The organism is Pseudarthrobacter sp. KH_020_B (genome assembly GCF_057840185.1).
In genome coordinates, this window is sequence record NZ_CM174506.1 from 2,137,303 (window position 1) to 2,148,589 (window position 11,287).

Consider the following 11,287-nt stretch of genomic DNA (forward strand, 5'->3'; position numbering starts at 1 on the left):
CCAGTGAGCACCACAACCATGAACCAGGACCTGTTCGACAAAGGCCTCGCCACCCGCCGGGAAGTCCTCGGCGACGCGTACGTCCAGCGCAGCCTGGACAGCGCCGACGAGTTTTCGATGCCGATGCAGGAACTCGTCACCCAGTACTGCTGGGGTGATGTCTGGAACCGGCCCGGTCTGGAACGCGCCCAGCGCAGCCTGATCAACCTGGCCATGATCAGTGCCCTGAACCGGCCGCACGAGCTGAAGGTCCACGTCCGCGGCGCCATCCGCAACGGTGTGACCAAGGAACAGATCAAAGAGGTCTTCCTCCAGGTCGCCATCTACTGCGGCGCCCCCGCGGCCCTGGAAAGCTTCCGCCTGGCCCGCGAGGTCTTCAAGGAAATGGAGGCGGAAGCATGAGTACCATCGGCTTCATCGGCCTGGGCAACATGGGCTTCCCCATGGCCGCACGCCTCGCCGACGCCGGCCACCGGCTGATCATCAGCGACCGGGACCAAGGCGCCGTCCAGCGCTTCCAGGACGAACATCCGGGCGCCCGGACCGCCGCAGACGCGGCCGCCTGGCAGGAAGCCGATGTCATCATCACGATGCTGCCCAACTCCGACATCGTCGAAGGAGTGCTCACCAACGGCGTGGCCGCGGCCGCGTCCCTGAACACCCTGTTCATCGATATGTCATCTTCCGAACCCATCCGCTCCCGCGACCTGGGCAAACGGCTGGAACGGCAGGGCATGCGCTACCTTGACGCACCGGTTTCCGGCGGCGTCCGCGGAGCCCGGAACGGACAGCTCGCGGTCATGGTCGGCGGTCGCTGGCACGACCTGGACCAGGCCAAGGACATCTTCGACGTCCTCGGAAAATCCGTCATCCACGTCGGCGACGCCGGCTCCGGGCACGCGGCCAAGGCGCTGAACAACCTCGTCTCCGCCGCATCCGTCGTCGCCACCGTCGAGGCGCTGCGTGTGGGAGAACGCTTCGGTATCGACCCCGCGACGATGACCGAGGTCCTGAACGCCTCCTCCGGACGGAGCAACACGTCCGAAAACAAGGTCGCCCAGTTCATGCTCAGCGGAACCTTCGGCTCCGGGTTCCCCATCGGACTGATGACCAAAGACATTAAGATCGCCACGGCCCTGGCCGATTCCCTGGGCATTGAGGCCCCGTTCAGCCACGACTGCGAAACCGTCTGGCAGTCCGCCCTCGACGCCGGCCACGGCGCCGAGGACCACACGAGGATGTATGAATACCTCGCCACCACCACTCAGGCTTTCAACGATGAAAGGCAAATCCATGCATGACTTCGCAGAGGTGCTGCACACCGCGACCGAAGACTTCGAGTTCAACCGCGAGATGCGCTACTACACCGGCAAACTCCACGTCGCCATCGGCGACAATGCCTGGCTCGCCGCCTACGACGACGGCAAACTCCTCACGGTCGAACCCTCCGGCACCGACCCGCAGGATGCCGCCATCTGGATCAAGGGCACCGACGAGCAGTGGAAGGACATGACCGCCGAGCACCCGCGGCCGTTCTTCCAGTCCCTGCAGAGTTCCTCCGCTAAGCACGGCGTGTTACTCAGCAACACCAACCAGCTCTACGCCTACCTGCCGGCACTGAACCGGCTCATGCAAATCTTCCGCCAGCTCAACGTCGAAGGAGCGTAAGTCATGGCAAAGTTCGAACCCATCAAGGGCGGTTACGTCTACCTCACCGTCGAGGACATTGAATACCGGGTCTACTACGAAGAAGCAGGCCAGGGCATCCCGCTGATCGTCGGGCACACCGCCGGCTCCGACGGCCGCCAGTACCGGCACCTGCTCAACGACCCCGAGGTCACCAGCAGGTACCGGGTCATCTCCTTCGACCTGCCCTTCCACGGCAAATCCCTGCCTCCGCACGGGGACAAATGGTGGACCCGTGAATACAACATGACCAAGTCACGCATGATGGCCTTCCCCAACGCCCTCTCCGAAGCCCTCGAGCTGGACCGCCCCGTCTATCTGGGCAGCTCCATGGGCGGGCACCTCGCCATCGACCTGGCCTCGAACTTCAACGACCGCTACCGCGCCACGATCTCCGTCGAAGGCGCCCTGCGCTCGGCAGCCGAATACGTGGAAGTCGGCATGGACGGGATCCGCCGCGAGTTCGATAACCCCAACGTCTCCCGCAACTCCATCGGCGCGGCCATGCTCCTGAACATCTCCCCCTACTCCCCGGAGGCGAACGTCCGCGAGATCCAGTGGGAGTACCAGTCCGGCGGCCCCGGCGTCTTCGCCGGCGACCTGTACTACTACTACTACGATCACAACGTGTCCCCGGAAGAGGCCGCCGCGATCGACACGAGCAAGTGCATGCTCTACTTCCTCACCGGCGAATACGACCCCAACACTTCCCCGGCCGACACGAAGGAAGCAGCGAACCTGGTCAAGGGTTCCAAGTTCTGGGAGATGCCCAAGCTGGGCCACTTCCCGGTCACCGAGAACTACGACGAGTTCCGCAAGTTCCTCCTGCCGATCCTCGAGGAAATCGAAGGTAAGTCCGCCTAGGACCCACCTCACGGCGGGCCGGGCAGACCGGCCCGCCGGACACGGTGCCACCTTTCCCGGCGCACCATCGCACTGCAGGGCCCTGCTGCCGCCAAGTCCGTAGGCAGTCACGCCCAAAAACAGTTGTAATCCACATCACATTCCTCCGCACCCATCAATGGAGCTGGATCATGTCCTCAATAAACAGCACGGCTTGGCGGCCGGCGCACGTCACCAACCGGCAGATCAAATTCGCGACCATCCTGGCCTTCCTGGCCTGGGCATTCGCGGTCTACGATTTCATCCTCTTCGGCACACTCCTGCCCGAACTTGGCAAGGAACTCGGCATGAACGAAGCCGAGCAGGCCACCATGGTCACCTGGATGTCCGTCGGCGCCGTCGGCATGGGCCTCCTCGCCGGGCCCGTCGTCGACAAGTTCGGCCGCAAGGCCGGGCTCGCCTTCACCACCGCCGGAGCAGGCATCGCCTCGGCCCTGACCGCGCTCGGCGGAGTCGTCCCGGTCGCCGTCCTCGTTGCCATCCGGTCCCTCAGCGGCCTGGGCCTGTCCGAACAGGGCGTGAACGGCGCCTACCTCAGCGAGCTCTACGGCGCGTCCGATGACCCCCGGATCAAGAAGCGCCAAGGCTTCATCTACTCCCTCGTCCAGGGTGGCTGGCCCATCGGCGCCATCCTCGCCGCCGCACTGACCGCTGTCCTGCTCCCCACCATCGGCTGGGCCGGCTGCTTCGTCTTCGCCGCCGTTCCGTCCCTGATCGTCGCGGCGCTGGCCCGCAAACTGCGCGAATCCCCGCAGTTCGAATCGATCCAGAAAATCCGGCAACTCCAAAAAGCCGGCCAGCATGACGATGCGGAAAACCTCTCCGCCGCGCTCGGGATCGAAGAGCACGAAACCCGCAGCACCCTCGCGGACGTTTTCCGCGGCCGGAGCCTGCGCACCACCCTGGCCCTGGGCCTGGGCCACATCCTGAACTACTTTCCCGTCCAGGTCTTCAGCGTGCTCGGCACCACCGTCCTGGTCAGCGTCCACAACGTCTCCTTCACCAACTCCCTGGCCATCCTCTTGATGTCCAACCTGATCGCCTACCTCGGTTACCTCACGCACGGATTCCTCGGCGACAAGTTCGGGCGCCGCAACGTCATCGCCTTCGGCTGGATCACCGGCGGCATCGTGTTCACCGCCATGATCTTCGGACCCAGCGACTTCTGGACCGTCGTCGCCCTCTACAGCCTCGGAACGTTCTTCCTCATCGGACCGTACTCCTGCGTGCTGTTCTTCGTGGGTGAAAGCTACGACACCCGCATCCGCGGCCGCGGCGCAACCTTCGTCGCAGCGGTCGGCCCCATCGGCGCGATCCTCTCCAGCGCACTGGCCGCCACCCTGCTCTCCAACGGCGGCAACTGGGCGATGGCCGCGTTCCTCTTCGGAGCTATTCCCTGCGTCCTGTCCGGCGTCGCGGTCCTGTTCTCCCGCAAGTACCAGCACGTCGCGGACCCCGTCCACATCCCGGCCGCCGCGGGGGGATCCCCGGCCGACGAGACAGCTCACTAACAACCCCACGACCAGGCAGTTGCCGGGGCGCCGACGTGCCCCCGGCAACTGCCTTCCAACGGAAAGAGACCCTCGATGCCTGACACCGCCTACGGCCGCGTGGCCGTCATGACCAGCCCCCGGGAACTCGATTACGCCGAGTATCCCCTCCCCGCCCCGGGTCCCGGTGCGATCCTGATGAAAGTGACCCGCGCTAACGTCTGCGGCTCCGAACTGCACATCTGGAACGGCAAGCACCCCGTGAAGAAGAGCGGAGGCCTCGGCCACGAAATGGTCGGCACTGTCGCCGCCATCGGCGAGGGCCGCCCCACCGACAACGCCGGCCAGCCCCTCAGCCCCGGAGACCGGATCGTCGCCACCTACTTCCAGACCTGTGACCGGTGCGCCCGCTGCCTGGGCGGGCAGCCGAACCTTTGCGACAACGCCTACGAATTCTTTGGCAAACAGCCGTCCGAAGCACCCCATTTCCACGCCGCCTTCGGCACGCACTATTACATCCACCCTGTCGTAAACGCCAACCCAGCGCCTGACTCTCGCCCAGCCCCGCCGGCCGGACTTTTCGCACCAGCAGGAAGTGACGTTCTAGACTGCCAGACGGGTAATCTACTGGTAGTCGGCGAGCCACAGGTCCGGACCGAAGACTTCGTACTGGATGTCCTTTGGCGGAACACCGCGTGTGATCAGAGCTGTGCGTACGGACTGCATGAAGACCACCGGCCCGCACAGGTAGTACTCGGCGTCCTCGGGCAGGTCGACTTCACGGACGTCCATGAAACCCGAGAACACGTCGCGGTCGCCGGCTGCCGTTTCGATCGGACCGGGCGCGGTCAGGAGCCAGGTGGCCATGTGGGCGTCCGGCAGCTTCTTCAGGTCCTGTGTTACCTGCTCCTGCAGCGCGAAGGACTCGGCGGAGTCGTCGGCATGGAGGAACAGGACCCTTCGCTGCGCACCCGCTTTCGCCAGGTGGGACAGCATGCCTGCCATCGGCGTAATGCCGATTCCGGCGCTGGCGAGCACCACGGGACGGTCGGTGTACTCCAGGACCACGTCGCCAAACGGTGCGGAGAGAACCACCTCGTCTCCAACGTTCACGGAGTCGTGGAGGAGGTTGGACATCTCTCCGTCGGGCGCACCGGGCGTCCGGACCCGCTTGACGGCGAACTGGCGGTGGAGTCCGTCGTCGGCTTTGGTGAGGCTGTACTGGCGGGGCTGTTGGACGCCGTCGGGCATCTTCATCTTGACGGTCACGTACTGGCCCGGCAGTGAAGGCTTGACGTCACGTTCATCCGTGCGTTCAACGATGAAGGTGGCCACGTCCGCGGTTTCCTGGATTTTCTGCGCTACCCGCCAGGTCCGCCAGATAGTTTCGGGGCTGAGCCGGAGTGCGCTGTAAAGGCCGCGCTCCTTGTTGATCAGCATGTTGGCCATCAGCCAGTAAACCTCATCCCAGGCCGCCGCGACTTCGGCAGTGACAGCATCGCCGAGCACGTCCACAATGGCCCACATCAGGTTGTCGTGGACTACCTGATACTGTTCCGGGTGCAGGCCCAGGGATGCGTGCTTGTGGGCGACCCGGGACAGCAGATGGTCCGGAAGGTGGGTGGGGTCGTTGACGAGGAAACCGGCGAAGGCTGCAATCGACCCGGCCAGAGCCTGCTGCTGGCGTCCGTCGGCCTGGTTTCCGCGGTTGAACAGCCCGTCCAGCAGTTCCGGGTGCCCTTCAAACATGTGGGTGTAAAACCGCGAGGCTATCTCCTGGATGTGCTCGCCCACCACCGGAAGGGTGGCCTTGATGACGGGAAGGGACGTATCAGACAGCATTTCCTGGCCTCCTCCGGCGCGGGGACAATGACGGCGGGTGGCGCCTGCTTCAACCTAACATCGGACCGGCAGGGCGAACAGGCCTTGAAATTTCCGACCAACGGTACCCGGTACATGTTAAGACCGTGTCGCCTGTTGGAAGGCACCCGACTTCCGCCGGGTGGCGACGCTGGCGAGGGCCGGCTTCGCTCCGAAGCTCCTGGCCGGGGCGGCCAGGTCCTGCCGACCACCGCACAGGCACGACGTGCCCTCCCGGCGATGAGGCTCCAACCGACGCGCTCCTTGCAGCGACGAGGAGCGCAGGGCACTGCGACGCCTGCGTCATGGCAGCGGGTGATCGCGTGGAAGTTCTCGCTGAAGGTGGCGACCTCGCCTGGTTGTGAGAACTGCTGGTGGGGCCACCGGGACGGTTATAGCTGGCCCCTGCGCTTAGACGATATGAGGTGAGGGTGGTTGGGTTTCCTGTCCGTCCGGGGCGGCCATTGTCGCCGGGCCGGTCCTGCGGCGCCGGCTTGATGCTGGCGGGTTTCCGTCGTGTTGGTGGGCGGCGCCGCGGGGCCTATCGCCCGGCGGAAATGTCCTTGTATCCGGACGACAGGGAGCCGACTCCCGGCTGGTGAGGGCCGGGGCCTTCTGTTTCACAGCGTCCGTGGGTTGCCAGTGAACAACCTCTTGGCTTGAGGCCTTCGTGAGAGTTGCATTGGTAGTGCCACATGTGAGTTTTGGGAGGTCCCGGCTATGTTTCAGCATACGTTTATTGGGCTCGATGTTCACGCAGTTTCCGTTGTCGGCTGTGCCCTGAATCCTGACACCGGAGAACTGGTCCGGATGCAGATGGACTCGGACCCGGCGGTCGTTTTGGATTGGGTCCGCCGCTTCGAGCCGCCGGTGAAGACCGTGTACGAGTCGGGCCCGACCGGGTACTTCCTGGCCCGTTTCCTGCGGGAGGCCGGCGTTGACTGTGTGGTGGCTGCGTCCTCGAAGCTGCTGCGTGCACCGGGAGACAAGATTAAAACGGACAAGCGAGACGCCCGGCTTTTGGCGGAAATGCTCGCCCTGGGCCAAGTCACGGAAGTGCGGGTCCCGACGCGGGAGCAGGAGGACCTGCGGGATTTGTCCCGGCTGCGGGCCACGGCAGCGAAGAACCTCGCCCATGCCCCCGCCAGCACGTGAACGCGATCCTGCTCCGCCACGGCATCCGCTACCCGAAGGAGACGAAGTGGACCCAGGAGCACCAAGCGTGGCTGCACCGGCAGCGTTTCGACTCCCCGGTGCTGCAGTTCACTTACGAGGACAACGTGGAACAGGCCGAACTGCTGGCCGCGCACCTCAAGCGCATCGACCAGCGCGTCGCAACGGTCGCCAAGGACTGCCACTACACGCCGGTGATCAACGCGTTGATGTGCCTGCGCGGTATCGAGGTCACGACCGGGTTCGGGCTCGCCGTGGAGATCGGCGACTGGACACGCTTCACCGGCGCCACCATCGGCTCCTACCTGGGTCTCGTGCCCAGCGAGCAGTCCTCGGGTCAATCCCGGCACCAGGGCCCGATCACGAAGGCCGGCAGCAGATACGCACGCAAGCTCCTGGTGGAGGCAGCCTGGCAGCACCGGCGGCCCTATGCCAGGCCGGGGCTGCGCCTGCTGCGGCAGCTGGACCTGGTCGGCCCGGCCACCCGGATCCGGGCCCTGGAAGGCAACCACAGGCTCCACCACAAATGGGAAGTCTTCGACGCCCGCAAGAAAAGAACCGTCACGGCCAACACCGCGATCGCCAGGGAACTCGCCGGCTGGTGCTGGTCCCTGGCCGCACCCCTCCAGCAAGGCGACCACGCGCAGGGGGAGCGCATGAACGCGGCGTAAAGAACGTGCCCTCCGGACGCGTGGCGGGCGTGACGTGGCAGCATTTTGGGGCTAACTCGAGACCCAACTATGAGCACACGGCCCATGGTGTTACGCGTCGCAGTGTTTGGCGGTAGGGGCGTCTCTGGCGATGACGATGCAGGTTTTTCCCGCGGTGTCTTGATTTAGTGCCGTCGGCGGCGTCAGGCTGACGACGTCCGGATAAGGCGAACGGCCGGCGTGAGAGTTTCGAAGCACCACGCCGGCCGTTCTGACGCGTAAAGGCCGCGCCGATGCTCACGGTAAATCATGAGGCTGTCTCTGTCGAGTCGGATCTGGCTGGCGGGCGGTTGGCCTGTCCGGGGTGCAGGGGCAGGCTGCGGCCGTGGGGCTGGGCACGGGAACGACTGATCCGGCACGGCACCGGCACGGACCTGGCCCTGGTGCGCGGGCGTCCGCGCCGGGGGCGATGCGCGGATTGTTCGGCCACGCATGTGCTGTTGGGCGTGGATCTGGCGGCCCGGCGGGCCGATACGGCCGAAGTGATCGCCTCCGCCATCGAGGCCAAGGCTGCCAGCGGGGCAGGGTACCGGGTGATCGCGGCGCGGCTGGGCCGACCGGCGTCCACGGTGCGCGGCTGGCTGCGCGCATTCGCCGCTTCCGCCGGCCCGATCGCCGAAGTGTTCACCGCCCTTTCCCACCGTGACGGCGCGGACGCGGCCGGACTCTGGCCCGCGGCCGCCCCGGCACCGGCCGGCCGGGCGCTGGCTGCGGTAGTGGCGTATGCGGGCGTGCTCGCGGCCCGGTTTTCCGTCGCCACCGTGGCGTGGCAAACGGCAGGGCTCGCCGTTGCGGGTCCGTTCTTCTTCAGCGCCGGCCGATGGCAGGACCGGGTCCAACACGAGCTGGCCCTTATGCCTGGTTCCCCGGGCGGTAAGGGTGGGAGGAGCGCCGGCTGATCCTGCCGGGGCCATCGTTTCCTGACCTCTTGAAAAGGACAATGACCCATGACGGAATCCGAGCCGCACCGCGGTCCCCTGGCCCGCAAGGACCGGGCGGAAAAGATCGCGTTGTTCCGCTATCAGCTCATCCGCGATGCCGCGGACACGTCGCTGACTTCCCGCCAGCGCGGGCCCATGGTCCGTGCCCTGGCTGCCGCAGAGCACACCGGCCCGTCCGGGCAGGCCGTGCGCTACTCGCGCGAGACCCTGGACCGGTGGATCAGCGCCTGGCAGCGCGAGGGATTCGACGGACTCAAGCCGCGGGAAAGGGCCGCCGGCCCGGTGACCCCGGAGACCGTGCTGTCACTGGCAGCGACGCTGAAGCTGGAGCGTCCGCACCGCACCGCGGCCCAGGTGCGGCGGATCATGACCGAGACCCTGGGCGACGCGCCGTCCGAGTCGACACTGCTGCGCCACTTCCGCACCCTGGACATCCCCACCGGCACGCCCGCGCAGGCCACCGGCCGGTTCGAAGCAACCCGGCCGAACGAGATCTGGGTCGGTGACGGGCTCCACGGTCCCCGGATCGGCGGCCGGAAAACCTACCTGTTCGCGTTCCTGGACGACCACTCCCGCCTGGTCACCGCGGCCCGCTGGGCGTTCGCCGAAGACGCCGTCCGCCTCTCGGCCGCGCTGCGCCCGGCCCTGCAGACCCACGGAATCCCCGACGCGGCCTATGTCGACAACGGGTCTGCCTTTGTCGACGCGTCACTGGCGAGGATCTGCGCCCGGCTGGGCATGAAGCTGATCCATTCCAGGCCTTACCGGCCCCAGGGCAGGGGCAAGATCGAGCGCTTCTTCAACACCGTGAGCTCCCAGTTCCTCTCCGAGATCACCGTGATCGACGCCCCGGTCCAGACGAAAGTTCCGGGCACCGGCCCGGTCGGGAACCCCGGAGAGGATCCCGACGGGACCGCGATCACCTCGTTGGCGGAGCTGAACGCCTTATTCATCTCCTGGGTGCAGATGGTCTACCACCGCACCGTTCACTCCACCACCGCGATGACGCCGCTGGCCCGCTGGGACGCGGGCTGGGAAAACCGGCGCCCGGACCGCCGGGATCCGGACGTGATCGCCGAAGCGTTCCGCTGGTCCGTGACCCGCAAGGTCACCAAGACCGCGACGGTGTCCCTGCAGGGCAACACCTACCAGGTCGACCCCATGCTCGCCGGCACCCGCATCGAGCTGGTCTATGACCCGTTCGATCTGACCGGCCCGGTCGCGGTGACCGCCGCCGGCGGGATCCCTGCCGGGGAAGCGGTCCTGCTCGAGATCCGCCGACACGTCCACCCCAAAGCCGTCAACGCCGCCAAAGACGCCGACACCGGCGCGAGGAACGCAGGCTCCGGGATCGACTACCTGCGCCTGGTCGAAACCCGCCACAAAACCACCCTGACCGGCGCCCCGATCAGCTTCGAGAAAATGGCCGCCGGCGTCGGCGCGACCGGAACCAATGGAGGACCCCAATGAGCATCTCAAACCTGCAATCCCACTACGGCTTCACAGCCATGCCCTTCGGCCGCTCCATCCCGGTCCAGGCACTGCACCCCCACCCCGGGCACCGCGAGGCGGTCGCCCGGATCCAATGGTGCGTCGCCCAGCGCCAGATGGGCGTGGTCACCGGCGAGGTCGGCGCCGGCAAGACCGTCGCCGTCAGAGCAGCCCTGGCACAACTCGAAGCATCCCGCCACCAGGTCATCTACATCGCGGACCCCACGATCGGCATGCGCGGCATCCAGTCCCAGATCGTCACCGCCCTGGGCGGGCAGCCAGCGTTCTACTCCGGAGTCCTCGCGCACCAGACCGCGTCCCTGCTCGCCGGGGAACTGGACGAACGCGCCCGCCTGCCCGTGGTCGTGATCGACGAGGCGCACCTGCTCGGCAACACCGAGCTTGAGTCCCTGCGGATGCTCACGAATACCGGGATGGACACCGGCTCGCACTTCGCGCTGCTGCTCGTCGGCCAGCCCACCCTGCGCCGCCGGCTCAAACTCGCGGTCCTGGCCGCCCTGGACCAAAGGATCTCCACCAGGTTCGCGATCAACGGCATGGACCTGGCCGAGACCGCGGACTACATCCGCCACCACCTCAAATTCGCCGGCAGATCCGACACCCTGTTCTCCGACGACGCCGTCGCCGCGATCCACCAGGCATCACGCGGCTACCCGCGGGCGGTCAACAACCTCGCCGTTTCCGCCCTGATCGCGACCTACGCCGGCAACAAGGCCATCGTGGACCTCTCCGCCGCCCAATCCGCGATCACCGAGAACAGCGAGTAGGGAAACCCGCCGTCACCAATGACGGCCACCACGTCAGGCCGACGACGAACGCCCCGCCGGAAAAGCCCGCGGGGCGTTTTCGTGCACGGCCCATCGTCACCGAAACCGACGCCGCCATCGTCAAATAACGCGACGCCTAACACCCATGGGGCCGTTGCTGCCCGAGCTTAGACAGCGATACGCCCCAGCCGAACAATCGTCATGCGGTAACCCAACCCGCGAATATCAGTCTGACACTGCCAGTC

The 11,287-nt window shown here is 66.3% G+C and carries 11 protein-coding genes and 1 pseudogene; 11 read left to right on the forward strand and 1 reads right to left on the reverse strand.

Translation table 11 applies throughout. The features are described 5' to 3' along the window. Nucleotides 1-3 precede the first annotated feature (3 nt). The 6 genes and pseudogenes from pcaC to AC3IT0_RS09835 form a co-directional block, all read left to right on the forward strand. Nucleotides 4-402 carry a 4-carboxymuconolactone decarboxylase gene (gene pcaC, locus AC3IT0_RS09810; protein ID WP_489323498.1) on the forward strand — a complete coding sequence of 133 codons (399 nt, stop codon included), beginning with the start codon at nt 4-6 and terminating at the stop codon, nt 400-402. After that, nucleotides 399-1,301, forward strand: a complete 903-nt coding sequence (locus tag AC3IT0_RS09815; protein WP_489323499.1) for an NAD(P)-dependent oxidoreductase — start codon at nt 399-401, stop codon at nt 1,299-1,301. The genes pcaC and AC3IT0_RS09815 overlap by 4 nt, the downstream gene beginning before the upstream one ends. Further along, a complete protein-coding gene (locus AC3IT0_RS09820; RefSeq protein WP_489323500.1) occupies nt 1,294-1,668 on the forward strand; it encodes a hypothetical protein in 375 nt (124 codons plus the stop codon). The genes AC3IT0_RS09815 and AC3IT0_RS09820 overlap by 8 nt, the downstream gene beginning before the upstream one ends. Before the next feature lie 3 nt (nt 1,669-1,671). Further along, the gene (locus AC3IT0_RS09825; RefSeq protein ID WP_489323501.1) at nt 1,672-2,550 is read left to right on the forward strand and encodes an alpha/beta fold hydrolase; all 879 of its coding nucleotides are present in this window, start codon (nt 1,672-1,674) and stop codon (nt 2,548-2,550) included. Between the two features lie 170 nt (nt 2,551-2,720). Continuing rightward, nucleotides 2,721-4,100, forward strand: coding sequence for an MFS transporter (locus tag AC3IT0_RS09830; RefSeq protein ID WP_489323502.1), 1,380 nt, complete (start codon nt 2,721-2,723; stop codon nt 4,098-4,100). A gap of 177 nt (nt 4,101-4,277) precedes the next feature. Next, a pseudogene (locus tag AC3IT0_RS09835) lies at nt 4,278-4,484 on the forward strand (alcohol dehydrogenase catalytic domain-containing protein); the annotation flags it as partial. Nucleotides 4,485-4,703: 219 nt separating this feature from the next. Here AC3IT0_RS09835 and AC3IT0_RS09840 read toward each other — a convergent pair. Beyond that, nucleotides 4,704-5,921 (reverse strand): globin domain-containing protein, encoded by a 1,218-nt coding sequence (locus tag AC3IT0_RS09840; protein WP_489323503.1) that lies wholly within the window; start codon nt 5,919-5,921, stop codon nt 4,704-4,706. Between the two features lie 738 nt (nt 5,922-6,659). Here AC3IT0_RS09840 and AC3IT0_RS09845 point away from each other — a divergent pair. The 5 genes from AC3IT0_RS09845 (at nt 6,660) to AC3IT0_RS09865 (ending at nt 11,042) form a co-directional block, all read left to right on the forward strand. Beyond that, nucleotides 6,660-7,094 carry an IS110 family transposase gene (locus tag AC3IT0_RS09845; RefSeq protein ID WP_489323504.1) on the forward strand — a complete coding sequence of 145 codons (435 nt, stop codon included), beginning with the start codon at nt 6,660-6,662 and terminating at the stop codon, nt 7,092-7,094. Further along, nucleotides 7,091-7,783, forward strand: a complete 693-nt coding sequence (locus AC3IT0_RS09850) for a transposase (RefSeq protein ID WP_489323505.1) — start codon at nt 7,091-7,093, stop codon at nt 7,781-7,783. Before AC3IT0_RS09845 ends, AC3IT0_RS09850 begins: the two co-directional genes overlap by 4 nt. Nucleotides 7,784-8,055: 272 nt before the next feature. Further along, the gene (locus AC3IT0_RS09855) at nt 8,056-8,721 is read left to right on the forward strand and encodes a helix-turn-helix domain-containing protein (protein WP_489323506.1); all 666 of its coding nucleotides are present in this window, start codon (nt 8,056-8,058) and stop codon (nt 8,719-8,721) included. Nucleotides 8,722-8,769: 48 nt separating this feature from the next. After that, nucleotides 8,770-10,233, forward strand: a complete 1,464-nt coding sequence (locus tag AC3IT0_RS09860) for a DDE-type integrase/transposase/recombinase (protein ID WP_489323507.1) — start codon at nt 8,770-8,772, stop codon at nt 10,231-10,233. Continuing rightward, nucleotides 10,230-11,042 (forward strand): ExeA family protein, encoded by an 813-nt coding sequence (locus AC3IT0_RS09865; RefSeq protein ID WP_485838618.1) that lies wholly within the window; start codon nt 10,230-10,232, stop codon nt 11,040-11,042. Before AC3IT0_RS09860 ends, AC3IT0_RS09865 begins: the two co-directional genes overlap by 4 nt. Nucleotides 11,043-11,287: the final 245 nt, after the last annotated feature.

Coding starts and splice junctions, on each gene's coding strand:
- AC3IT0_RS09855 (WP_489323506.1), top strand. CDS start 8,056: ATGCTCACGGTAAATCATGAGGCTGTCTCTGTCGAGTCGGATCTGGCT.
- AC3IT0_RS09860 (WP_489323507.1), top strand. CDS start 8,770: ATGACGGAATCCGAGCCGCACCGCGGTCCCCTGGCCCGCAAGGACCGG.
- AC3IT0_RS09865 (WP_485838618.1), top strand. CDS start 10,230: ATGAGCATCTCAAACCTGCAATCCCACTACGGCTTCACAGCCATGCCC.
- AC3IT0_RS09840 (WP_489323503.1), bottom strand. CDS start 5,921: ATGCTGTCTGATACGTCCCTTCCCGTCATCAAGGCCACCCTTCCGGTG.
- AC3IT0_RS09845 (WP_489323504.1), top strand. CDS start 6,660: ATGTTTCAGCATACGTTTATTGGGCTCGATGTTCACGCAGTTTCCGTT.
- AC3IT0_RS09815 (WP_489323499.1), top strand. CDS start 399: ATGAGTACCATCGGCTTCATCGGCCTGGGCAACATGGGCTTCCCCATG.
- AC3IT0_RS09820 (WP_489323500.1), top strand. CDS start 1,294: ATGCATGACTTCGCAGAGGTGCTGCACACCGCGACCGAAGACTTCGAG.
- AC3IT0_RS09830 (WP_489323502.1), top strand. CDS start 2,721: ATGTCCTCAATAAACAGCACGGCTTGGCGGCCGGCGCACGTCACCAAC.
- AC3IT0_RS09825 (WP_489323501.1), top strand. CDS start 1,672: ATGGCAAAGTTCGAACCCATCAAGGGCGGTTACGTCTACCTCACCGTC.